Origin of the sequence: Bdellovibrio bacteriovorus HD100 (genome assembly GCF_000196175.1) — a bacterium.
GTDB lineage: Bacteria > Bdellovibrionota > Bdellovibrionia > Bdellovibrionales > Bdellovibrionaceae > Bdellovibrio > Bdellovibrio bacteriovorus.
The window spans coordinates 1,917,381-1,940,534 of the sequence record NC_005363.1 but is presented as its reverse complement, the minus strand read 5'-3'; the positions used below and the strand labels follow the sequence as shown (position 1 = coordinate 1,940,534).

The window sequence follows — 23,154 nt, the reverse complement described above, 5'->3', positions numbered from 1 at the left end:
CTAAAAGTAAGGGGTTCTGATCCATCCGGCGTCGATCGCATACAAATTCGCTTCGCCGGAAATAAAGTAAACTCGGCCCGCCTTTTCATCCACTTGGGGGGAGGAAAGGATTCCACGACCCGGCTCAAAAGATCCCACTTCGGTGCCGGCATTGGCATCCAGGAAGCGCAAAGAGCCTTGGGATTCACCGAACACAAGGACCCCTTTGTAGGTTCTTACCTGCGTTGCAATGCCGTCCTTCAGCTTATAAGACCACAACTTGTCGCCAGAAGCCTTGTTCAAAGCCTGGACTTCGCCGTTGGTCGTTGGATAGATCAATTTGTCGCCGACCACCGTGACACCGCTATAGCCGCCACCTTCGATGCGCCAAAGGACTTCACCTTTGTCGACAGAAAGGCAATACAGCTTGTCGTCATAACCCGCCACATAAAGCTGATTGCCCTCAACCACCGGGGTCGCATCAATGTCACGGAAACGCTTATTGCGGTTCAGTTGAACTTCCCACAGGGAAGAACCCGTCTTCGCATTCAACGCCACCACAGAGCCATCAGAGAAGCCCACATACAAAATACCATTGTTTAAAGCGGCCTGACTGCCCCCGCGGATAGAGAACTGGGACGTGTCCTGGCGAGAGTGCAACCAGATTTGACGTCCGGTCGCTGCATCCAGCGCATAAAACACGCTGTTGCCCGCCAGGAAGTACACGATGCCGTCTTCCAGCAGCGGTGCCGCCAGATTTTCAGACTTGGTGTTGAACGTCCACTGGACGGTGCCCGTGCTGGCCTCGATGGAATAGAAGTTTCCATCGCTGGCACCCACAAACAGACGATCCCGGATCAGGGTTGCACTGGGTTCAGCACCGTTTTCAATCGGCAGTCTCCAGCGTTCCTGACCGTTGTCGCGGCTGTAGGCCACGATACCGTCCAGACCATTCCCCTGGATCACCAGATCGCCGGCCAGAACCGGCGTCATACGGTTGATCTTGCGGAAGCCCAGATTGTCTTTTTCAGTGGTGCGACGGATCCACGCGGCCTTGACCTCGTACTCACGCTTGCTGTTGTTTAAAGAGCTCCATTTCTCCAAACCCGAGTTTAAAGTGGTGCATCCAACCAGTGTCAGCAATAGAGTTCCGAACAGGACAATCTTCATGAATTCCCCGGATTAAAGGTTCTTCTTGGCTTTAAGCAAACGCAGGTATTTCTGCGCTTCTTTGGCTGCCGCGAAGTCAGTTGTGTTCATGTCTTCTTTTTTAGCGATCTCAGTGTAAAGCGCTTCGGCTTTTGCCAGATCGTTCATGGATTCAAAGCAAAGACCCATGCGCAATTTAGCTTCATCATGAGCAAACGCCAAAGCCTTGGTGTCAGCCAGCTTCTGCCATTTTTCAACAGCCGCTTTGCAGTCACCTTTGTCCGCTTGAATATTACCAGTCTGCATCAGCACCAAAGCTGTCAGAACATCACCGCTTTTCAGGCCCGGCTCGACTTTCGCCAATACGGCCGAAGCTTCATCGTTTTTTTTGTAAGTCAGATAGATTTCGCTCAGGTTCAAAGCTGCCATTTGAGCCGCTTTGGTCTTTGGAGCGTCATTGATGAAGGATTCAAAGTTCGCCACGATCGTGCCGTAGTCCTTCTGCAGGTCGCCGGAAGCTTTTTTAGCCGGATCGAAGGCAGGAACGTTCTTTTTGTCTTTGCTTTGAGCATTGATCTGCTCAGCACGAGCGGCTTCTTCAAAGCCTTGCTTTTTCGCGCTATAGGCTTTTTCCAGCAGGAAGTATTTTTCCTGTTGAGCTATTTCTTTTTTGTCAGACAAGTAAGTGGCGATGGAATAACCCACACCCAACACGATGAAGGCAGCAACGGCTGCGATTACAATTTTGGAGTGACCAGTGGTCCAGACAAAACCTTTTCTCAAAGTTTGAGTGACCTGATCCGGGGACTTCAAATCGTCTTTAGAAATTTTAGTGCTCAAGATAATTCCTCGCTGTTAATAAATACTTACGAGGAAAGATTGTTCTTTGGTCCCGAGGGGATGTCAAGAAAACGGGCCGTAATGAATGCTATCACTCGGCGCATAAAAAAAGGGGTCTTTCGACCCCTTTAAAACTATCTGTTGTGCACTTCACGCAGTGTGGTGAACGCGCGGGAAGATTTGCCCGGGTGGCGCTGTTTCAGGCGACCAATTGTGTTGATACGCTCTTCAGCCAGACGGTCCGCAGCAGTGTGGGTACCGATACCGTCACGTTTTGCGATTTCGTAAACTTTAAGGATGTTGTCGTAAACGCGTTTTGTCTTTTCGAAGGCGCGCTCTGGAGAGTAGCCCTCAAGCTCAACGAAGACGTTCATCAAACCACCAGCGTTGATGACATAGTCTGGAGCATACAAGATGCCCAGTTCTTTCAACTGGTCACCGTGGCGGGCTTCAGCCAATACGTTGTTCGCGCCACCAGCGATAACTTTGGTTTTAAGCTTCGTGATCGTCTGATCGTTCACGATGGCGCCCAGGGCGCAAGGAGCCAAAATGTCGCACTCAGTGAAAAGGATGTCGTCAGAGCTCACCGCTTTTGCGCCGAACTTGTCAGCCACGCTTTTGGTGCGGTTCATGTCGATATCAGCCACTGTGATCACAGCGCCTTCTTCAACCAGGTATTTCACCAGGTTGGAACCCACGTTACCCAGACCTTGAACGGCGATATGGATGCCTTTCAAAGAGTCTGTGCCGAATTTTTCTTTAGCGGAAGCTTTAATACCCATCAATACACCGTGTGCAGTGTATGGAGATGGATCGCCGGAACCACCGAAATCCTTAGGGATACCAGTCACCCAAGGAGTCTCCATGTAGATGTGCTCCATGTCCTGGACAGACGTACCAACGTCTTCAGCAGTGATGTATTTACCATTCAGAGAGTTCACGAACTGACCGAAAGCGCGGAACAAACCTTCAGACTTTTGAGTCTTAGGATCGCCGATGATAACTGCTTTACCACCACCCAGATTCAGGCCGGAAGCAGCAGCTTTGTAAGTCATACCTTTGGACAAACGAAGAACGTCAACAAGAGCCTCGTCTTCGTTCTTGTAGTTCCACATACGGGTGCCGCCAAGTGCAGGCCCCAAAGAGGTGTTATGAATAGCGATGATCGCTTTCAAACCAACATGAGGGTCGTTACAGAAAACAACCTGCTCATGATCACCATGCTTAGAGATAATCTCAAAAGTTCCCAATGTAGGCTCCTTCATTTTTGAATTGCCGGACGATCATGGGTCCAATTGAGTAAAAAGACTAGCGTTAATGCGGGGTATAAGCGGAGGCCTCCAGATTTTCATTTGGAGGCCTGTTTTCTCATCTAAAACTACATTTTTTCCGGTGCAGGCATACCCAAAACCGCCAGACCATTTTTCAGAGTCAAACCGACTGCTTCGCTCAATGCCAGGCGAGCTTCGCGCGTTGCCACGTCAGCTTCTGTGCCGATCGGGCACTCGTGATAAAAGACGTTAAAGCTCTTCGCCAGATCATACAAATAAGTGCAAATCGCTGAAGGCTTGAAGTTTTCCGCTGCCGCCGCGACCGCCGTGTTAAAGCCCCCCAAAGACTGCATCAGCTGTCTTTCAGAAGCGTGATTCAGGCGACTCCAGTCAATTTTTGCACCGGCCGTGCGCGGGAACTTGCGCCCCAGACTGGAAATACGTGCGTAAGAATATTGCACAAACGGACCGGACTCTCCGTCCAGTTTCAACCATTCGTTCATATCAAAGACGATCTTTTTGTTCGTATCCATACGAAGCATGCCATAGAAAATAGCACCTTTGGCCACTTGGCCGGCGATCTTCTCAACATCCTCTTCAGACCATTCACCTTTATAGCGACTCAGGTACGTGGTCTTCACGTGATCTTCCATGCGGTGAACCAGTTCACGCAGCGGAACGATATTGCCCTTACGGGAACTCATCGCACCATCCGGAAGCTCGACATAGTTGTACTGAAGGTGGAAGCAGTTTTTCGCCTGCTCAAAGCCCAGGATTTCCAAAACGCGGAAGACCTGTTTAAAGTGCAAAGCCTGGCGCATGTCGACGACATAAACACTTTTTTCAATCTTCACATCTTCAAACTTGTGTTTTGCCAACAACAAATCTTTCGTCGCGTAAAGACCCGTGCCGTCGGATTTCAAAAGCATACAGAAGCCTAATTTCTCAGACTCCAGATCTTTACCGATGGCCCCTTGAGACATCTCAAGCTTGCCTTCAGCATACAGTTGCTTCACCCAAGCCGCCGACGGAGAATCCATTTCAGATTCAAAGTACCATTCATCAAAAGTCACATCCGCCCAGGCATAGACCTTTTTCATCAATTCGATGGACCATTCGCGGGTTTCTAACCACAGGTCATAATAAGGACCGGTTTTGCCTTCCAACTGATGCAAGATTGCCGTCAGCTCCTGGCGGTTGATGTCCTCCTGAGGTGTGCCGTTTTGATCTTCCAACAGCAAATTGGCCTTGGAATACATGCGGCCCAGCCATTCGCCTTTTTCAGTTTCAGGCACTGGCTCTTGATTGTGTTTTTTCATGTACCAAAGACACTTCGCCACGTGCGTACCCATGTCGCCCGGGAAGGTCGAAGAAACGATCTCACGGCCGCTATAACGAAGCATGCGAACAATCGCGTCGCCCAAACAAAGGTTGCGCATATGACCCACGTGAAGTTCTTTGTGCGTGTTTGGCTGGGAATATTCGATCATGGTTTTAGGGGATTTTTCCATCAGCGGCTTTTTGAAATAGCTGCCATCCAGGATCGTCGCCAACACCTGTTCACCATGAGTTTGTTCGTCAAAACGGATATTAATATAAGGACCCGCCGCTACCGCGGTGGCCCCTTTCATTTGAGCGGCAACTGCCGTGGCCACTTGTGGAGGAGCAGTTTTCAATGCCTTCGCCAAAATGAAGCAACCAAAAGCCAGGTCACCCAGATCTGATTTTGGGGGATTTACCAAAGCCTTATAAATATCGTCTTCAGAAGCAGAAAAATCCGGATAAGCGCGGCCAATCGCATCTTTAAGTAAGTTCGTCGCAAGCAATCGAATGGAGTCGTGTTTAATCATAGACCTTTCCAGAAGAAAAATACGCCAGCCCAAGCCAGACCAATAAGAAGGACAACTATACTGATATTTCTGTGGAATTTCAGGTCTTTTTTCAATTCCTGAAGCTCTGATTTCAGCTTTTCACGCTCAGAAAACACTCCACGAAGCTCTAAAGACAGCTTTTCAATCTCTTCGCGGCGGGCCTGACGTTCCAAATCGACTTCCTGAAGGGCTTTTTGATGCAGAACCTGGGGGCTGGAACCCAGGAAATAATTCGGCGTGAGCCCGGGGATCTTTTCCCGCAGGGCCAAATACCACTGCAAAGCTCTCCAAATATGCGGGGGAGCTTCATCGCCTTGTTTTACCCAGCGGGTCCAACTGGATGGATCGACCATTAAAAGTTGCGAAATTTTGCGTTGGGAAAGCCCTAAATCCCCCCGAATTTGTTCCAGATTGCCGATCTGCCTTTGGATGACTGCCACCTGAGCTTCGTAATTCATACGCAAAGACGTCTTGGATCGGGGGTTCAAATCATCCTCGATAAACCCCTCGTCAAACGCCCCCTTTTGAAGCTGATCCTCACCTGGACCCTGGATCTCATCCTGCATACAAACCCCTTCTGGACCGTTGTATTTCGCAATATTTGTGTTGTTATTCACAATAAATAGCGTTGTATAATACAGATATCTTTCCAGAAGGGTCTTTACAGGGTCAAGCTAAGTCATTGAAACCACAAAAGAATCTTTCCAAGGGTACCCTGGGCACCCCTTTTTCAAATCCGCCTAAAGCTTATAGTTATAAGCATTAGTATTAAGTATCTGTTTTTATTGATTATTTTTACGCAGCATATTTGGGTGTTGTCTCATGGCGCACCGTGTATATGATCGGCGCATCGCAACTAAACACAAATTATTTACCTATCAACAATTTGGATGCGACGCGTTGCGATTATCCCCTTGTCAAAGCCATCTCGACTTTTGAATGATGAGTTATGGCCACGGCACCTCGGTATCAACTTAATAAGAACAAGTATCTTCTCGCACCCGAATCAGAACGTTTGCGAAAAATCCTCACGGATTTTCAGGACAAGGATCCCCGCAATTGTTTGATGATTTGGACGGCTTTGCGGACCGGGGCCCGGGCTCAGGAAGTTCTCAATATCCAACGGGCAGATTTGAACCCCTACGATGAAAGCATATTCATTAGAGGCCTAAAGGGGTCGAATGACCGCGAAATTCCGGTTCATTCCGATCTTTTCAGCCGACTTCATCGCTTCGCCGAAAGTCAGGGCGGAACGTCGGTTTTTCCTATTTCGTACAATCGGCTTTATCAGGTCTGGGAAATGTATCGCCCCGTACCAAAGAAGTTTCACGCTTTAAGGCACACGTTTGCGATTGAGCTGTATCAGAAAACGAAGGATTTGCGACTGGTCCAGGTGGCGTTGGGACATCGAAACATCACCAACACCATGGTTTATGCAGATTACGTATATTCTCAGCAAGAGCTACGTAAGTTGATTCTTTAATTACTCTTCCATACCGCGGATTTCAGAAGCCAAGCGGTCAAACTGCTTTTCTTCCGAAGCGCGGTGGCTGATCTTTTCCTTTTTGAAGGCCAAAAGGTCTTTTTTAGTTGGAGCATTATAAGAAGAGCCGGAGTTTTCCACCACCACGATACGCTCGCGCACTTCCGCCGCTGCGGCTTGTTCGCGGGACGCTTCCAGGTTGTGTTGAACCGTATTATGAAGCTCGTTTTGCGCCTTGGAATTCTCGCTGATCAAAGCGTTGAAATCCGAGATCTTGGCAAAACTGATTGCTGGGATCAGGGTCATTACGGCGATAACTACTTGCTTCTTCATACTTAGCTCCTTGCTGATACAGACTTATAAAGCAAGGGGGATGCCACCCGGGCAGCGATTCTATTGCTTTAGAGGTCGCTCCGCCGCAAAAGCCCCTTACAACTGTCAAAGAAGTAGTTATCAATTCTTGTAATGACACAGATTTAGACCTATGTTGAAAGCACGCAATTACAAGCATTTAGGTGTCTCAAAATGATAAAAACACTCTTCCCCACCTTCGTTTACTATGCTCCTTTGGCGAGCAAAGACAAATCCCTGAACAAGGACCTCAAGCAAGAGTCCCTGAAAATTGCCGAAGTCGATGAAGAAGGTCAGGTCTGGTCGCAAAAGAACTACAAAGGCGGCTTCACCTCTTACGGTTCCATGAGCCAATTGCACCAGTTTTCATCCACCTTTGGGGATCTGGAAAAAGAAATCAACAAGCACGTTCGCAAGTTCGTAAAACATCTTGAAATGGACATCGACCCGAAAGAACTGCGCATGTCTTCGTGCTGGGTGAACATTATGCCCACCGACGTTATTCACACCATGCACTTGCATCCACTGTCTGTAATCAGCGGGACTTATTATGTTCAGACGCCGAAAAACTGCTCGGCGATCAAATTCGAGGACCCGCGTCTGGATTCGTTTATGGCGTCACCACCACGCAAACACAACGCCAAGGTACACAACCAGCGCTATCACTCACTAGAGCCTCAGGAAGGCCATGTGGTGCTGTTTGAATCCTGGCTGCGCCATGAAGTACCCAAAAATGATTCGGACAAAGAACGCATCAGCATCAGCTTTAACTACGACTGGGTGTAAAGTGAGCGGAGCCCAGGGGATTCAAATTGAAAAATTGAACAAAAGCTTCGGCAAAAGGTCTGTGATTGAAAACATGGACCTGATGGTCGAACCCGGTTCGTTCATTTCAATTGTCGGACCTTCAGGGTGCGGCAAGTCCACACTGTTAAGACTTATGGCAGGACTTGAGGCCACCAGTTCTGGCAGTGTAAAACTGACCTTGCCTGACGCCCCTTCCAGTTTTGTCTTTCAAGAACCCAACCTGCTGGCGTGGCGAACCGTTAATGAAAACGTGCATCTGCCTTTTGAACTGAATCATGCTTTTAAAAACCTGCCGGATGAAGAACGCAAAAACAAAGTCCAGGCGGCACTGAAAAAAGTCCACCTGACAGAGGCCCAGCATCTTTTCCCGCATCAATTGTCCGGCGGGATGAAGATGCGTGTGTCTTTGGCGCGTGCGCTGGTCAATTCCCCAAAGCTTTTGTTGATGGACGAACCCTTTGCGGCTTTGGATGAAAGCACCCGCTTTGAAATGCAAAACCAGCTTCACGAGCTTTGGCATTCCGAACGTATGACGGTCGTGTTTGTGACGCATTCTTTGTTTGAATCCGCATTTTTGTCTGAACGAGTGGTGATGCTCAAAGGGCCGGGAGCGCCCATCGTCTTTGACCAAAAACTGGCGCTGCCAGAAAGACGGCAGGAACACTTAAGAACCTCCGAAGGCTTCAATAAGATCGTTGAAGGGCTTTCTGAAAGGCTGCGCGCATGAAACGTTTTCTGCCGGCCTTTATCAGTTTTATTGTGTTGACCTTAAGTCTTGAAATTCTGGTTCGTGGCGGGTGGGTGAGTGAGACCCTGCTTCCCTCCCCTTCCATGATCGTTGCAACTTTGCAGGAGCTTCGCGCTGATTTTGCGGTGGCCTTCAAAGAAACCCTGATCAATGTTCTTGCGGGATTGGGTTTAAGTGTTCTTGTGGGCGGCTTGATTTCATTTGTGTTTTCAATGTCGGAAACCTTGAAGCGGGCGATTTTGCCGTTTGCGGTGTTTTTCCAGACAGTGCCAATCATTGCGATTGCCCCTTTGTTGGTGATCTATTTCGGCTTTGGTGCCCCCACCGTCATTGCTTCAAGTTTTATTGTTTCACTGTTCCCGATTATCGCCAACACCCTGATGGGTCTTGAAAGTGTCAGTGAATCACAAAAAGATTTATTCAGGATTTACCGCGCCACTCGTATGCAGACTCTGTGGAAGTTAAAACTTCCCCATGCTTACAGCTATATCTATTCCGGCCTTAAAATCTCGACCGGTCTGTCGATTATCGGTGCCATCGCCGGGGAGTTTGTGGCTGGCGGGGGTTTGGGTGCTCTGATTGATTCTGCGCGCACCCAACAGCGGGTCGATATTGTCTTTGGCGCCCTTTTGTTGTTATCACTGATGGGACTTCTTTTAATGGGCACCTGGGCTTTGCTTCATAAATTTATACTTAGCCGCCGCCCCCTGGCCTCTTCCACACAAGGAGAATTATGAAAACCATTATCACCCTTTTATTTTCTATGCTGATGACATCGACAGCCTTTGCTGCCAACACTCCTGTGACATTGGCACTGAACTGGAAAGCGGAGCCTGAGTTTGGTGGGTTCTACGCCGCCTCTTTGCAGGGCTTCTATAAAGCGCAAGGTCTGGATGTAAAAGTGCTTGAGGGCGGGTCTGGAACACCCACCGTGCAGATGCTTGCAAACAACAAAGTTGATTTTGCCATCGTCAGCGCCGATGAACTGATCATTTCCCAGGACAAAAACAAAGTGAACAAGGTCAAAGCCCTGTTCGCGGTTTATCAAAAATCCCCTTACATCGTGATGACCCACGCAGAAAGAAACTTTAAAAGCCTGAAGGATGTTTTCACCAACGAAGGCTTCCTGTCCATGCAATCAGGGCTGCCATATTATCAGTATTTGGTGCAAAAATTCGGAAAGCCCAAAGTCCGTGTCGTGCCTTATTTGGGTGGAGTTAGCAACTTTGTCAACGACATGACCTTTTCCCAGCAGGGCTTTATCACCATTGAGCCTTTGAGCGCCGAAAAAGCCGGCGCCAAAGTTAAAAACTTCCTGATTGCGGATGAAGGTTTTAATCCTTACCTGGTGGTACTAGCCACCACGGAAGAAACCCTGAAAAACAAACCGGAGCTGGTACAAAAGGTTCTGGCAGCCACGCGCGAAGGCTGGGCGCACTATCTGAAAGATCCCAAAGCCACCAATGAACACATGGCCAAATTGAACAAAGCCATTGATCTGGAGACTTTTAACAAGGCCGCCGATATTCAAAAGCCCTTGATTGAAACAGCTGGTACTACTGTGGGCTCCATGACCGATGACCGCTGGGACACCCTGGTTCAGCAGATGAAAAAACTAAAACTGATCAAGTCCACTCCAAAAGCCGCAGACCTTTACGTAAAATAAACTTCAGGATTCAACGGGTTCAGCAGCGCCTGATGTCACCACGCCCTGCCTGCTGGACCATTTGATAAAAACCACATTTGCCAAAAGCACGGCGGCAAGTGAGACATAAACCAGATACTTAAAGTCTTCCGTTTGTGGCAGCAAACTGCCGGCCGAAAATAAAATCAAGGTGGCAGACGTTGTGGTCAAAGAACTTAGCGAGTTCAATTCCCCGCGACGCCCTTCAGGGATAAGTCTTTGGCGAAGTTCAAACTCCCCGTTGGAAAACCCATAAAGACCCACCCGCGAAAGCAGAATACATCCCAAAAACACATAGACCGAGGCCGTCGATCCCATCGCAAAAGCGGTGACTGCAATTCCCAGTGTCACTCCCTGAAATCCCAGATGCCATCTTGAACTGCTGATCAATCCCAGGCGACGGACCAGATAGGGAAAACTCACAGTGGAGATCAAACCAAAGACGGCACCCAACCCACGGAAAAGGCCAATCTCTGTTTCGGGAAGTCTCATCTCATCCTTCAGGTAGGCTGCCAGCAAAACCCCATGAGGACTTAACACCGAAAGCCACAACAACGCATAACTTAAGATCAGCCAGAAAATAGGATCGCTGAAAGAGCCGCGCAGATTGATGTGAAAAGTGTCTTTCCAGCTTTGCGCCTCCGTCAGAACCTTGATCTTCAAGCCCGACCTTTGAATCACATTCCGCAAAAGAAAGTATTCAGGAACAAAAGAAACCAGATTCCAAAGACCAATCAGGAACAAACCAGCCAGCGGAAGTTGTTCTGGGTGAAATGCAAATAAAGCTCCGGCCAGGATGGGCGCCCCCACCTCGGTGGCCAGATCGATTCGGCGCAACCAGCTGTTGAAGTGGGTCAGTTTTTCCGGGGCCACCAGGGATGGCGCCAGATCATTCCCAACTGAGATGTCTGTGATCTGCGACCCCAATGAAGCCATCACCCCCGACAAAGCCAGAGCGATAAAAAGGACAGACAACAGCCACGACTCACGGCCGCCCGCACGAACAAGACCATCCAGCATTCCAAAAAACACCATGCCGGCAAGAATGGCAAAGAACTGCAGCCAGACTCCCCACTTCACCACCTGAATGCGCGGATGAGTGTCGATCCATTTCCCGCTGGAAGGGGTCAAAAGAAAGGTCCCGATCTTCACTATAAGATAGTAAAACGCCGCGACCTGCAGCTTCCCAGGAAAGATCACCAACAAAGCAAATGGCACCACAAAGTCCCAGGCCTGATCCCCGGATCTGGTTAACAATCTTCCCAACAACAGTTGGGTTTCAATTCGCAACAAGCTCTGGACTTTCATTGACATCCTATCCCCCGGGAGGGGATGCTAGATTCATGTCACACAAAAAGCAACACGCAAGTCACGAGGATGTCTCAAAACGCCTGAAACGCGCCAAAGGCCACCTGGAAACTGTTATTAAAATGATTGCTGACGAACGCCCGTGCGTGGATGTGGCCCGCCAACTGCATGCCGTCACCAAGGCTTTGTCAGCAGCAAAAAGCGTTTATATTCACGATCACATTGAGCACTGCCTGGATGGCAACCACGAGGAACTTGATTTGGACGAAATCAAGGAAATCACCAAGTATATCTGATAAGAAAGCCCTCTCTTTCGAGAGGGCTTTGGAGCTCAACTTCATCACATCATACGGGCGTCAAAGTCCCGTGGAGCTTGTTTGTATTGATGTTGCAGATGACGTTCCACTTTGCCCACGAAGGTGCGGATGTTTTCGGCGACCTCTTCAGGTTGTTCGATCACAAGGGCAAAGCCCGCGTGGTGGATGGTTTTGTATTCACCAGCCGGAAGAGCTTTCGCCATTCGGCGGTAAGCTTCCAGATTGGAAGGTGAATCCTCGTCACCGGCCAGAACCAGAACGGCACAATGGACTTTGTTCAGGTCTTCACTCATGTCGGTGCGACGGAAGATCTGCAAAGCCGAATCCATTTCGTCTGGTTTCATGTGTTTGATATGACTCAGCCATTTTTCACGACGGCTGACTTGAATAGGATCTTTCGTGGCGCGGAAAGTGTCTCCGAACCACATTTTGGCGAAGTCATTGACTCCGGCTTTCATACCTTCTTTCTTGATATTGGCGACAAAGCCTTCCATGGCTTTGATTGTTTCGTCACTTTCACCTTCAGCGACCGCACCCATCAAAGTGCAGCTTTTCAACAGGTCAGATCGATGGATGGCCAGTCGAAGGCCGATATAGGCTCCCAGACAGTTCCCTACAAAGTGGCAGGGTCCGACACCCAGTTGCTCAATAAGCGCGGCCACATCCTTGGCGCTGCTTTCCAGGCTGGGGCTGACAGTGTGTTCACTGCGACCCAAGCCGCGGTGATCATAGGTGATCACACGATAGTCATCCGCCAGGATGCGGGCGATGGGCTCATAAACAGTGGTGTCTGTATAAACAAGAGGACTCAGCACGATGCAGGGGGCGTCTTTGGGGCCATGATCTTCATAGTAATACTCATGTCCATGCAGTTTTAAAGTAGCCATATAGACCCCCTTTTGCTTCCAATTAAAGCCTACTCCCACCGTGGGGGCCCGCAAGGCCCACTGGACGAAATCAGTCCTTGACCAACCGCTTCAAATTAACTACAAACTTCCGTTCCCCTATTACAATGCACTGTGGGCCCCGAGAGGCCTTTTGGGGAACCCGAGGAGTTTCTATGAAGATCAAATTGACTGAAGTCCCAGAAGAAGGCCGCGCCTATCACTGGACCACTCAAACTGGCGAAGCCAATGCGGTTTTGGCCGACATCGTGGGCAAAAACGTCTACGATGCTGAGTTTTTCATTAAACCTTTGAATTCCAAGGACTTCGAGCTGACCGGGAAAATCAAGACCAAATCCCCGGAAGTCTGCTCCCGCTGCGGTAATGATTTCAATCTGCCGGTCAACGAAAGATTCCACGAAATCCTGATCCCCAAGCGCGAACAGCCCCGCGCCAGCAAGTATTCCAAGGTGAACCACGTCAGCGATCTGCCAGAGGGCGGTCCTGAGGTTTCTGAATACGAGAACATGGTCTTTGATATGAGCGAATTCCTGCATGAAGTGGTGGCTCTTGCTGCGCCTTTTAATCCGGCATGTCCGGAAATTGGCGAAGACGGGAAACCCTCAGATTGCAGAATTCCCGAGTCAGGACAAGGTCTTATCTACAACGAACAAATGCCTGTGGAAAAGCCGCAGAATCCATTTGCAGCTCTAAAGAATTTAAAACTCAATTAAATTGTTGATTTTTATTGTTCTTTGGTTAAATTAACGTGCTTTGCTAAATACTGATTTAAAACGAGGTTTGAAATGCCAACTCCTAAGAAGAAAACATCCCGCTCCAAGCGTGACATGCGCCGCTCTCACGACGGTCTTACTGCTCCAGCTATCGCTGTAGAAAAAAAGACTGGTGAACTTGTTCGCCCTCACCGCGCACACAAAGGTGCTGACGGTGCTTTGTACTACAAAGGCAAACAAATCAGCGCAGCGAAGTAATCTCGCTTCATAACAGAATAGGTTGACTCCATGGCAGGAATGTATCGATCTCGAGTTTCAGGGATAGGCTCCTATCTACCGGAAAAGATTCTTTCAAATAAGGATCTGGAAAAAATGGTAGAAACCAACGATCAGTGGATCGTTGAAAGAACCGGGATCGAACGCCGCCATATCGCCTCTGAAGATCAGGCCACTTCTGATCTTTGTGTCATCGCCGCCAAGCGCGCTCTGGAAGACGCTAATCTTAAAGTCGAAGATATCGATATGATTCTGGTGGGCACCGTCACTGGTGACCATCAGATGCCGTCCACTGCGTGCTTTGTCCAAGCGAAACTTGGAGCAAAAAACATCATGGCTGTGGATTTGAACGCAGCTTGCTCCGGCTTCCTTTACGGCGTCAGCATTGCCGACCAATTCATCCGCACAGGCATGTATAAAAACATCCTGGTTATCGGTGCGGAAGTCCTTTCCCGCTACATGAACTACAAAGACCGCGAAACCTGCATTCTTTTCGGAGACGGTGCTGGTGCGTGGGTCATGTCCCGTGCAGCCGAAGGCCAGACAAACGTTATTGAAAGCTCTCACCTGCGTGCCGACGGCACTCTGGCGGATCTTCTGATCCTTCCAGCCGGTGGCAGCAAAATCCCGCAATCTCACGAGGCTATCGACAAAGGTCTGAACTTCATGACCATGAAGGGCCGTGATATCTTCAAGAACGCGGTTCGCACGATGGCGTCCTGTTGCCAGGAGGCTCTGGAGCACAACAAGGTTGCACCTGAACAGGTCGACTGGATTGTTCCTCACCAGGCCAACAAGCGCATTATTGAAGCGGTTGCTGATCAATTTAAATTCCCAATGGAACGCGTGATTGTCTACCTTCAGGAAACTGGTAACACATCCGCTGCTTCCATCCCTCTTGCATTCGATTGGGCTGTTAAAAACGGCAAGATCAAACGGGGTCAGACTATTTTGCTTACCGCCTTCGGTGCAGGTCTTACTTCCGGCAGTATTCTATTGAGGTACTAAAAAATGTTTACACTTGTATTCCCAGGACAAGGCAGCCAGCAACCTGGCATGGGCCGCTTTTTGTTTGAAAACTTCAAGATCGCTCAAGAAACTTTCGAAGAAGGTTCTGAAGCTTTGAAACAAGACATGAAAAAACTGTGCTTCGAGGGCTCTGAAGCCGACTTGGCTTTGACCGAGAACACACAGCCGGCACTGCTGCTGGTTTCCACAGCCACTCAACGTGTGCTGACGAAAGAGTTCGGCGTAAAAGCCTCTGTGGCGGCCGGTCACTCTATCGGTGAATACGCGGCCCTTGTTGCAGCCGGTGTGACTCGTTTTGACGAATCCATGCGTGCTGTGAAAACCCGTGGTCAGGCGATGCAGTCTGCAGTTCCTGTGGGTCAAGGCGGAATGGTCGCTGTCTTGGGCCTTGAGCCTGATCAGGTCGAGACACTGTGTAACTACGTTGTGAAAAACTCCGGCGTGGGCCCTCTGTCAGCTGCCAACTTCAATTCTCCAGGACAAATCGTTATCTCTGGTTCTCAAAAAGCCATCAACTGGCTGAAGGACAATTTCAAGCCAGAAGCGATTTTTGCGGAAGCGCCAAAACGCGCAAAGCTCATCCCACTGACGGTTTCAGCGCCTTTCCATTGTGAAATGATGAAGCCGGCCGAAGACAAGATGAGAGAAGTCCTGACCGCGATGAAATTTGAAACGGCGGCCTTCCCGATCATTCAAAACTTCCACGCCAAAGCTGAAACCGATGGTTCCATCTTGCGTGAAAATCTGATTCGTCAGGTGTCAGCCCCTGTGCGCTGGACTCAGAGCATGGAAGTTCTTAAAGGCATGGGTCACTCTCAAGTTATCGAGTGTGGCGCTGGTAAAGTCCTTCAAGGTCTGCTTAAAAAAATTGATGGAGATTTCTTCAAAGTCATGACCACAACTTCCATCGAAGATGTGAAAATTATTGAAGAATTTCTGAAAGCTACGAGTCATTAAAATTTCTTGAGCTTTATTCGGAGTTCGGTCAAAGTGTGCTGAAAACAACACAGGTTATTGCTTAAAAGGATTTTGCACATGAGCGGAAAGTCGCTTCAAGGAAAGAAAATTGTTGTCACTGGTGGCAGCCGCGGAATTGGCGCTGCTATCGTTAAGCTTCTTGCTGATGAAGGCGCTCAAGTTGCCTTCACTTACTCTTCCCGCGAAGAGGCCGCTCAACAGGTGGCTCACTCTTTGACCGGCGAAGGTCACTTTTACATCAAAATGGACATCGCGAACGAAGAATCTGTGAACTCTGCTGTAGATCACATTCTGGAAAAATGGAGCGACATCGACGGCGTTGTGAACAATGCCGGCATCACCAAAGACGGGTTGCTTCTGCGCATGAAATCAGAAGATTTCGATTCTGTGGTGAACACCAACCTGCGCGGCACCTTCCTGGTGACCAAAGCCTTTACCAAACCCATGATGAAAGCGCGCAAAGGTTCCATCGTGAACATCGTGTCTATCATTGGTGAGACTGGCAACGCCGGTCAGGCAAACTATGCCGCTTCCAAAGCCGGCACGATTGCGTTTAGCAAATCCGTGGCGCTGGAGCTGGGTTCCCGCAATGTGCGCGTGAACAACGTGGCCCCTGGATACATCGCAACGGAAATGACAGATGTTCTTTCTGAAGATGTGAAATCCAAAATGATGGAGAAAATTCCCTTGGCAAAAATCGGCGAAGGATCCGACGTGGCGCAAGCCGTGCGCTTCCTTTTGAGCGACGAATCCAAGTACATCACCGGTCACACCTTGGATGTGAACGGCGGAATGCACATGAACTAAGCTCGCGAATAAACTCGCGAATACTTCATATCGCCTAGGAGCGACATGATAGAGTTCTAACACTAGACTAGACTTGTAATTTAAGTAATATTGAACGCACTATTAGGAGGCATAAATGGCTATTCATCCAAAGGTTAAAGATATCATCGTTGAACAACTTGGCGTAGATCCAGATAAAGTTAAAGCGGAAGCTTCTTTCATCGACGATCTGGGCGCAGACAGCTTGGATATCGTTGAACTTGTGATGGCAATGGAAGAAGAATTCGATCTTGAAATCCCTGACGAAGACGCTGAAAAGCTGAAGACAGTTCAAGACGTAGCTTCTTACCTTGAGAAAAAAGGAAAAGCTTAATTCATTATGAACTCCCGATTTGAACGTCCATCCAAACCACAAAGAAGAGTTGTCGTCACCGGAGTAGGCGCAGTCACTCCCCTTGGTAATACCATTGAGGACAGCTGGGCTGCCGCAATCCGTGGTCAATCTGGGATCGCCAAGATCACCAAATTCGACACGACAGGCTTCGATGTGACTTTTGCCGGCGAAGTAAAAGGTTTCAACACAGACCAATACGTCGAGAAAAAAGAGCAAAAGAAAATGGACGAGTTCATTCACTACTCGATCGCAGCTTCCAAAATGGCCGTGGAAATGGCCAAGCTGGAACTGACCGAAGAAGTGAAGAATCAAGCGGGAGTGATTATTGGTGTCGGTATCGGTGGTCTTGCGAACATCGAAGAAACCGCCATAAAAATGAAGGAAAGAGGACCGGGCCGTATCAGTCCGTTCTTCATCCCTTCTGTGATCACGAACCTGGCCGCGGGTCAGGTGACGATCTCATTGGGACTGAAAGGTCCTAACTATTCTGTGACTTCCGCGTGTGCTTCAGGTGTTCACTCTATCGGAGATGCGGTTCGCTATATTCGCGACGGCGTGACTGATGTGATGCTTGCAGGTGGCGCAGAAAGCACGATCTGCGGACTGGCTGTTGGAGGCTTTGCTTCCATGCGCGCCCTGTCCACCCGCAACGATGCTCCTGAAAAAGCCAGCCGTCCTTGGGATAAAGACCGTGACGGATTTGTTTTGGCAGAGGGTGCGGCGGTTCTTTGCATCGAATCCCTTGAGCACGCGGTCAAACGTGGCGCCAATATTCTTTGCGAAATCACAGGCTACGGAGTTTCCTCCGATGCTTACCACATGACTTCCCCGGCTCCGGAAGGCGCTGGTGGTTATGCGGCGATGTCCATGGCTTTGAAAGACTCCGGTCTGAAAGCGGAAGACATCAACTATATCAACGCTCACGGCACAAGTACGCCGGTGGGTGACGGCCTTGAAACCGCGGCAATCAAACGCCTGCTGGGTGATCATGCGAAAAAGGTCTGGGTTTCCAGCACCAAGTCCATGATGGGTCACGCGTTGGGCGCAGCTGGCGCAATTGAATCTGCTTTCTGTGTGATGGCAATTCGCGACCAGGTGGCTCCTCCAACGATCAACTTGGAAAATCCAAGTGAAGACTGTGATTTGGATTACGTTCCTAATGAGGCACGTAAAGGTAAAATCACCAATGTCATCAACAACAGCTTTGGTTTCGGTGGAACCAACGCCTCCATGATCTTCTCTAAATACGAAGGATAAGAAATGATTGTCTATGTTGGTTGCGATCACGCTGGGTTGGATTTAAAACTTAAAGTGATGGCGGCTCTTCCAGATATCCAATGGAAGGACATGGGCACTCACTCCGCTGACTCTGTCGACTATCCGGACTATGCCGATCAGGTGTGCCGTGAAGTTGTTAAAGTGGAGCTTCAAAATCAAAAAAACAACCTGATTGATTCTCAAAAAGGCCCGGCTTTGGGTCTTTTGATCTGTGGCTCCGGCCAGGGTATGGCCATTCGCGCCAACAAGTTCCCACAAATCCGTGCGGCGCTTTGCTGGAATACCGACATCGCCCGTCTGTCCCGGGAACATAACAACGCCAACATTCTTTGCCTGAGCGAACGTTTCACATCCCCTGATGATGCGGTGAAGATGCTGCAAACGTTCCTGTCGACATCCTTCGCCGGTGGACGCCACCAACAGCGCGTCGACAAGCTTTCAAGCGACACTGGTTGTTGAGACTTTTAAATTCCTGTCTTTCAAGGGATACTTTCATCATCTGATTTAACATCACGACTAAAATCAAGGCGCGGTTTGAACCTGCGTTAAGGAGTCCGTCTATGCATTCAACTTCACTCAGCTTAGCCCAAGTGGATCCGGAAATTCTGGCCGCCATCAACAAAGAATCTGAACGTCAGCAGTTCGGACTGGAAATGATCGCTTCTGAGAACTACACCTCCAAAGCTGTGATGGAAGCTCAGGGCTCTATCCTGACCAACAAGTACGCTGAAGGCTATCCAGGCAAACGCTACTATGGCGGCTGCGTAAACGTGGACACAGTTGAATCCCTGGCGATTGAAAGAGCAAAGAAACTTTTCGGCGTTCAGTATGCCAACGTCCAGCCACACTCTGGATCCCAGGCCAACATGGGTGTTTACCTGGCGGCCTGCAAAGCGGGTGAAACTATCTTGGGCATGGATCTTTCTCACGGCGGGCATCTGACTCACGGGTCTCCGGTGAATTTCAGCGGGATGCTGTTCAAAGCAGCTTCGTACAAGCTGGATCCGGAAACAGGTCGTTTGAATTATGATACAATCCGCGCTACAGCGAAAGAGGTTCAGCCGAAACTGATCATTGCGGGTTACAGTGCTTATCCGCGCACCTTGGACTTTGCAAAATTCAAAGAGATCGCAGACGAAGTCGGCGCTCAACTGCTGGTGGACATGGCTCACTTTGCAGGTCTTGTGGCAACAGGCCATCACCCGTCCCCGGTTCCTTATGCTGACTACATCACCACGACCACACACAAAACCTTGCGCGGTCCTCGTGGCGGCATGATCCTGACGAACTCAGAAGAAAAAGCCAAGACCATGAACTCCCGCATCTTCCCTGGTATCCAGGGTGGACCGTTGGAGCACGTGATTGCGGGTAAAGCCGTGGCCTTCGGCGAAGCTCTTAAACCAGAGTTTAAAGATTATTCCGGCAAAGTGGTTAGCAACGCAAAAGTTCTGGCAGAAGAGCTTTTGTCTGCAGGCTTCAAGCTTGTGACCGGCGGCACTGACAACCATTTGATCCTGGTGGATCTGAGCGATCGAGAAATCACGGGGAAGCTGGCAGAAAATTCTTTGGATGAAGCTGGCATCACTGTGAATAAAAACACTGTGCCAAATGAAAAGCGCTCTCCATTTGTCACAAGTGGTGTTCGCATCGGAACTCCCGCTTTGACCACACGTGGAATGGGTCCAGCGGAAATGAAGCAAATTGCGAAATGGATCGGCCAAGTTCTGAATAACGCTGAAGATGCTGGTGTGAAAAACCGCGTGCATGAAGAAGTAAAAGAGCTTTGCAAGCAGTTCCCGATTTACTAATCGCAGTCTCAAACTGACAAAGTATTACGAAGCCCTCAGAAATCTGGGGGCTTTTTTTGTGTTTTCAATAGTGAAAATGCCTTTATTTTAAGCTGGTCTTTGGTCAAAAAATTCTTTGGATCCAAGGGCTTATGTCGTATACTCAATCCATGACACCAGGATGGAATCAGCTCGTTAAAATTGCAGGATGCATTGTCACGTTGGGAACTTTGGGTTCCTGTACGACTTTTCACACACCCCTTTCACGCGAATATCTGGCACCCAACGGCGGCAATAGCGCCCGCGTGGCCGCTTCAGATCACAGCCCCCGTATCGAACAGTCTTTGACCTTTGATTGGCCTGTGGATCGTGCGCGCATGACCCGTGGGTTCTTACCCAACAAGCGTCGTCCGCATCTGGGCATTGACCTGGCAGCACCTAAAGGAACGCCTATTTTGGCCTCCCAGGCCGGCACAGTGATCTATGCAGGTCGTGAGTTCCGTGGGTATGGAAAGATGGTCCTGATCGAATCTGGCAACGGCTGGGCAACACTGTATGCCCACTTTGACAAGATCCTGGTCTCTGAGGGCCAGAAGGTCCGTCAGGGCGAAGTTGTTGGCGCCATGGGCCGCACAGGACGCGCCACCGGGGTTCACCTGCACTTTGAAGTCAGGAAGGACCGCGGACCGATAGACCCGCTTCCGCTGCTTCCTTCAGTCACCGCTCAGTTGTAAATCTTAAAAACAAAACCCGCTCATAAAAGCGGGTTTTTTATTTTCCGAAACGTCCAAGATGAACGTCTTTATGTTTAAGAAATAAAAAAGGCCACCCCGGAGGGCAGCCTTTTTAGTTTTCCAAATTTCCGTCAGGAATTAGAACAAGTTCAAGTTAGCAGAAACTGCTACGTTTGTTCTGTCTGCACGAATGTCTTTTGGAGTGAACTGTACGTTTGGATAAACGTAGATGTCACGAGTAACGGAGATACCAACACCCATAGACTGGTATGGCTCCATTTGGATCAGGTCACCTTGCTCTTCGTACTTAGCAAATTGGAAATAACCAAATACTGTTCTGAAAGAGTAGTCGTCGTTGAAAGCGTATTCAGCGAACGGGAACAGACCTACACCGTAGTCATAGCGAGAGTCGCCAGCAACGTCGAAGGAACCTTTAGCGATATCTTTATCAAGAGACAAAGACACGCCACCTTGCCATTTGGAATCACCGAAGTCAGCAAGCACAGTTTGGCTTACAGACAGGTTGCCCATCAGGTTGTAGTAATCAGTTTGATCTTCTTCAGTGTAGTGAGAGTAAGTCACGCTGGAGATCATCTGCATGTCCATTGCACGGTAACCGTGGCTGTAGTCCATGTATGGAGTGGAAACTTGAGTACGTTTTACATCAGCACCTTTTCTGGAAGCGCGAGGATCTTGGAAATCCTTAGTGATGTCGCCTTCAAGTGGAGCCATGATAACTACACCAGTACCGAAGGAAAGGTTACCACCTTTGGATACACGGTAGTTCACACCTACGTTACCGGACAAAGCAGTCAAAGACTCGATTGTCGCAGAAGCGCGGTAGTTAGGACGGATAGAATCGAAAGGTTTTTGCAAAGAGCCGCCGTTGTAACCAAGGCTGGATTTGAAAGACCATTGAGACTTGGAACCAAGCTCAGAACGCATACGAGCATTCGTGATCTCCTGGTCAATGTCTTCTTTTTTCTCTTCAGACTTTTGAACATCAGACACTTTTACAGTGCTAGTGTTTGCATTTTGGTTTTGTTCTTCTGCCTGAGCAGCAACAGAAACCAAAGACCCCGCCAAAATCAGTGACATCAAAATTTGTGTTTTCACTGTTTTCCCTTTCGATAATGGTTAATTATGTTTCTTTTTTCTTTTCCGTCTTTCGACGTTTAATTTTCAATCATCTCGTTCAGACCCCGGATTATCCCCCAGATCCTTTTTGCCAAAAATGGTCCCAAATTGGAGCCACATAGGCCAATAAGCAAGTAAGGTGCCATGACTTTGGTCGAGCGGCAAAGCAAATCTTGACGGATTTTTAAAAAATCGTTGCGCCATCCCCACTTAAATTTGATTTGAGGACATTTTTGCCAATTTGAGGTGGTATCCTTTTGTATCATTACACTTTCAACCTGTTCAAATGACAGAAGCATATGAAGAAAATTCAGTGCCACTTTGGCCCATGTAAACCTACAAGTTGCCGATTCTGCCAGCCCTTTGAATACTAATATGAAGGAGGTTCTTATGGCCGATGCTCAAGAACTCAGCCGCGAACGGGCTTTTCTGCATGATGTCGGAGTCAACCTCAACGGCGCCCTGTTCATTGTGGAGCGCCTTATTGAAGAGATTAAAGAAGAGGAAGGACGACTGGAAAACGATTCCGAGGTCGAGAAGCTGTTTAATAATCTCGCCAGCCGCCTGGCCAAGATCGACAGCCAGGTGAAGAGCCGCCACAACTTCCTGTCCGAACTGTTGGATCAGCAAATCCAAAACGAAAAAAGGAAGAGCGCCGCAAGAGACTCTTCCTTAAAATAGCTTCTATAAAAAATCTTACTTAATCAGGCCTGAAGAACTGCCGCCTGTGACAGCCTGATTCAAGTACCCGACCATCCCGCGAGGGTCCGCCTGGCTTGAACCCATTAAAGGCAGTTCATTGCCCGGAGAAAGCCACTGATAAAGATCCTGGTGCTCGGGTTTGGTTTTATCAAAGTAAATACGGATGCCTTCCTGAATCACAATGCGCCCGTTCTGATAGACTTCCATCGCCGCATAATAGGGATTGCATTCATCGTTTCCGCACATGGCATGATAGCGAACATTGTACCCGTTCACATCCACGCTGCCATCCACGATTTCGGTGCTGTAGTGATGACTGGTCACCGGGAACTCGGTGTTGTTGATCAGGATGGTTGCCATCACCACGCGGGGACCGGGCTGCCCTTGCGGTGTCCAGTATCTTTTGACTCCAACAATGTCGGCTTCCAACCCTTGGGCTGCGGCCTGCTCACCCGCCTCCTGGGTTTTTGCGCCATCAACAACGCTTGCACCCATCTTGTTTTTTGCATAGCGGGCGGCGAACTCAGAGTCTTTCTTCGCACACGCCGTCATCAGACTGCCTGCCAGCAAAGCTGCAAAGATCATTTTGGTTTTCTTCATAGGCCACTCCTTGTTCGATGGGACTTC

The 23,154-nt window shown here is 49.1% G+C and carries 27 protein-coding genes; 17 read left to right on the top strand and 10 right to left on the bottom strand.

Translation table 11 applies throughout. The annotated features are described in order from the left end of the window. From BD_RS09260 to BD_RS09240, 5 genes are all read right to left on the bottom strand, one after another. Positions 1 to 1,149 carry an outer membrane protein assembly factor BamB family protein gene (locus tag BD_RS09260; RefSeq protein WP_011164480.1) on the bottom strand — a complete coding sequence of 383 codons (1,149 nt, stop codon included), beginning with the start codon at positions 1,147 to 1,149 and terminating at the stop codon, positions 1 to 3. A gap of 12 nt (positions 1,150 to 1,161) precedes the next feature. Next, positions 1,162 to 1,968: a tetratricopeptide repeat protein gene (locus tag BD_RS09255; protein ID WP_011164479.1), complete on the bottom strand. Its 807-nt coding sequence runs from the start codon at positions 1,966 to 1,968 to the stop codon at positions 1,162 to 1,164. A gap of 134 nt (positions 1,969 to 2,102) precedes the next feature. Continuing rightward, positions 2,103 to 3,233 (bottom strand): Glu/Leu/Phe/Val family dehydrogenase, encoded by a 1,131-nt coding sequence (locus BD_RS09250; protein ID WP_011164478.1) that lies wholly within the window; start codon positions 3,231 to 3,233, stop codon positions 2,103 to 2,105. A 113-nt stretch (positions 3,234 to 3,346) separates the two neighbouring features. Then, entirely contained in the window at positions 3,347 to 5,089 is a 1,743-nt protein-coding gene (gene argS / locus BD_RS09245; protein ID WP_011164477.1) for an arginine--tRNA ligase, read from the bottom strand. Next, positions 5,086 to 5,727 carry a hypothetical protein gene (locus tag BD_RS09240; protein WP_231839114.1) on the bottom strand — a complete coding sequence of 214 codons (642 nt, stop codon included), beginning with the start codon at positions 5,725 to 5,727 and terminating at the stop codon, positions 5,086 to 5,088. The genes argS and BD_RS09240 overlap by 4 nt, the downstream gene beginning before the upstream one ends. Before the next feature lie 332 nt (positions 5,728 to 6,059). On the opposite strand from BD_RS09240, the gene BD_RS09235 reads away from it, so the two are divergent. Beyond that, positions 6,060 to 6,593, top strand: coding sequence for a tyrosine-type recombinase/integrase (locus BD_RS09235; RefSeq protein WP_011164475.1), 534 nt, complete (start codon positions 6,060 to 6,062; stop codon positions 6,591 to 6,593). Here BD_RS09235 and BD_RS09230 read toward each other — a convergent pair whose 3' ends face one another. Continuing rightward, positions 6,594 to 6,926, bottom strand: coding sequence for a hypothetical protein (locus tag BD_RS09230; protein ID WP_011164474.1), 333 nt, complete (start codon positions 6,924 to 6,926; stop codon positions 6,594 to 6,596). 192 nt (positions 6,927 to 7,118) lie between these two features. Here BD_RS09230 and BD_RS09225 point away from each other — a divergent pair, with 192 nt between their 5' ends. Genes BD_RS09225 through BD_RS09210 form a run of 4 tightly spaced genes read left to right on the top strand, consistent with a single transcriptional unit; the run spans position 7,119 to position 10,165 of the window. After that, positions 7,119 to 7,730: a 2OG-Fe(II) oxygenase family protein gene (locus tag BD_RS09225; RefSeq protein WP_011164473.1), complete on the top strand. Its 612-nt coding sequence runs from the start codon at positions 7,119 to 7,121 to the stop codon at positions 7,728 to 7,730. A gap of 1 nt (position 7,731) precedes the next feature. Further along, a complete protein-coding gene (locus BD_RS09220) occupies positions 7,732 to 8,478 on the top strand; it encodes an ABC transporter ATP-binding protein (RefSeq protein ID WP_157865685.1) in 747 nt (248 codons plus the stop codon). After that, positions 8,475 to 9,236 carry an ABC transporter permease gene (locus BD_RS09215; RefSeq protein ID WP_011164471.1) on the top strand — a complete coding sequence of 254 codons (762 nt, stop codon included), beginning with the start codon at positions 8,475 to 8,477 and terminating at the stop codon, positions 9,234 to 9,236. The genes BD_RS09220 and BD_RS09215 overlap by 4 nt, the downstream gene beginning before the upstream one ends. Continuing rightward, the gene (locus BD_RS09210) at positions 9,233 to 10,165 is read left to right on the top strand and encodes an ABC transporter substrate-binding protein (RefSeq protein WP_011164470.1); all 933 of its coding nucleotides are present in this window, start codon (positions 9,233 to 9,235) and stop codon (positions 10,163 to 10,165) included. The genes BD_RS09215 and BD_RS09210 overlap by 4 nt, the downstream gene beginning before the upstream one ends. Positions 10,166 to 10,168: 3 nt before the next feature. Here BD_RS09210 and slc39 read toward each other — a convergent pair whose 3' ends face one another. Further along, positions 10,169 to 11,491 carry a ferreportin gene (slc39, locus tag BD_RS09205; protein WP_011164469.1) on the bottom strand — a complete coding sequence of 441 codons (1,323 nt, stop codon included), beginning with the start codon at positions 11,489 to 11,491 and terminating at the stop codon, positions 10,169 to 10,171. A gap of 35 nt (positions 11,492 to 11,526) precedes the next feature. Between slc39 and BD_RS09200 the strand changes: the two genes are divergently transcribed. Beyond that, positions 11,527 to 11,787: a metal-sensing transcriptional repressor gene (locus BD_RS09200; protein ID WP_041583537.1), complete on the top strand. Its 261-nt coding sequence runs from the start codon at positions 11,527 to 11,529 to the stop codon at positions 11,785 to 11,787. A gap of 44 nt (positions 11,788 to 11,831) precedes the next feature. Here BD_RS09200 and BD_RS09195 read toward each other — a convergent pair whose 3' ends face one another. Next, positions 11,832 to 12,695: an alpha/beta fold hydrolase gene (locus BD_RS09195; RefSeq protein WP_011164467.1), complete on the bottom strand. Its 864-nt coding sequence runs from the start codon at positions 12,693 to 12,695 to the stop codon at positions 11,832 to 11,834. 173 nt (positions 12,696 to 12,868) lie between these two features. Here BD_RS09195 and BD_RS09190 point away from each other — a divergent pair, with 173 nt between their 5' ends. The 10 genes from BD_RS09190 to BD_RS09145 all read left to right on the top strand — a co-directional run bounded on the left by BD_RS09190 (position 12,869) and on the right by BD_RS09145 (position 20,688). Further along, the gene (locus tag BD_RS09190) at positions 12,869 to 13,426 is read left to right on the top strand and encodes a YceD family protein (RefSeq protein WP_144313829.1); all 558 of its coding nucleotides are present in this window, start codon (positions 12,869 to 12,871) and stop codon (positions 13,424 to 13,426) included. Positions 13,427 to 13,498: 72 nt separating this feature from the next. Further along, positions 13,499 to 13,684, top strand: coding sequence for a 50S ribosomal protein L32 (gene rpmF / locus BD_RS09185; protein WP_011164465.1), 186 nt, complete (start codon positions 13,499 to 13,501; stop codon positions 13,682 to 13,684). Between the two features lie 30 nt (positions 13,685 to 13,714). Then, positions 13,715 to 14,710 (top strand): beta-ketoacyl-ACP synthase III, encoded by a 996-nt coding sequence (locus tag BD_RS09180; protein ID WP_011164464.1) that lies wholly within the window; start codon positions 13,715 to 13,717, stop codon positions 14,708 to 14,710. 3 nt (positions 14,711 to 14,713) lie between these two features. Then, positions 14,714 to 15,688 (top strand): ACP S-malonyltransferase, encoded by a 975-nt coding sequence (gene fabD, locus BD_RS09175; RefSeq protein ID WP_011164463.1) that lies wholly within the window; start codon positions 14,714 to 14,716, stop codon positions 15,686 to 15,688. A gap of 78 nt (positions 15,689 to 15,766) precedes the next feature. After that, positions 15,767 to 16,516, top strand: a complete 750-nt coding sequence (gene fabG, locus BD_RS09170; protein ID WP_041583536.1) for a 3-oxoacyl-[acyl-carrier-protein] reductase — start codon at positions 15,767 to 15,769, stop codon at positions 16,514 to 16,516. Between the two features lie 115 nt (positions 16,517 to 16,631). Next, the gene (gene acpP, locus BD_RS09165; protein WP_011164461.1) at positions 16,632 to 16,868 is read left to right on the top strand and encodes an acyl carrier protein; all 237 of its coding nucleotides are present in this window, start codon (positions 16,632 to 16,634) and stop codon (positions 16,866 to 16,868) included. A 6-nt stretch (positions 16,869 to 16,874) separates the two neighbouring features. Beyond that, on the top strand, positions 16,875 to 18,146 hold the full coding sequence (gene fabF, locus BD_RS09160) for a beta-ketoacyl-ACP synthase II (protein WP_011164460.1): 1,272 nt from the start codon (positions 16,875 to 16,877) through the stop codon (positions 18,144 to 18,146). 3 nt (positions 18,147 to 18,149) lie between these two features. Next, on the top strand, positions 18,150 to 18,626 hold the full coding sequence (locus tag BD_RS09155; RefSeq protein ID WP_011164459.1) for an RpiB/LacA/LacB family sugar-phosphate isomerase: 477 nt from the start codon (positions 18,150 to 18,152) through the stop codon (positions 18,624 to 18,626). A gap of 101 nt (positions 18,627 to 18,727) precedes the next feature. Continuing rightward, complete coding sequence (gene glyA / locus BD_RS09150; RefSeq protein WP_011164458.1) at positions 18,728 to 19,975, top strand: serine hydroxymethyltransferase; 1,248 nt, start codon at positions 18,728 to 18,730, stop codon at positions 19,973 to 19,975. Positions 19,976 to 20,124: 149 nt separating this feature from the next. Continuing rightward, positions 20,125 to 20,688, top strand: a complete 564-nt coding sequence (locus BD_RS09145; protein WP_231839112.1) for a M23 family metallopeptidase — start codon at positions 20,125 to 20,127, stop codon at positions 20,686 to 20,688. A gap of 138 nt (positions 20,689 to 20,826) precedes the next feature. On the opposite strand, the gene BD_RS09140 is transcribed toward BD_RS09145, so the two are convergent. Then, complete coding sequence (locus tag BD_RS09140; protein ID WP_011164456.1) at positions 20,827 to 21,804, bottom strand: hypothetical protein; 978 nt, start codon at positions 21,802 to 21,804, stop codon at positions 20,827 to 20,829. Positions 21,805 to 22,215: 411 nt separating this feature from the next. Between BD_RS09140 and BD_RS09130 the strand changes: the two genes are divergently transcribed. Continuing rightward, the gene (locus BD_RS09130) at positions 22,216 to 22,506 is read left to right on the top strand and encodes a hypothetical protein (protein ID WP_144313828.1); all 291 of its coding nucleotides are present in this window, start codon (positions 22,216 to 22,218) and stop codon (positions 22,504 to 22,506) included. 15 nt (positions 22,507 to 22,521) lie between these two features. On the opposite strand, the gene BD_RS09125 is transcribed toward BD_RS09130, so the two are convergent. Next, positions 22,522 to 23,127 carry a hypothetical protein gene (locus tag BD_RS09125; protein ID WP_011164454.1) on the bottom strand — a complete coding sequence of 202 codons (606 nt, stop codon included), beginning with the start codon at positions 23,125 to 23,127 and terminating at the stop codon, positions 22,522 to 22,524. Positions 23,128 to 23,154: the final 27 nt, after the last annotated feature.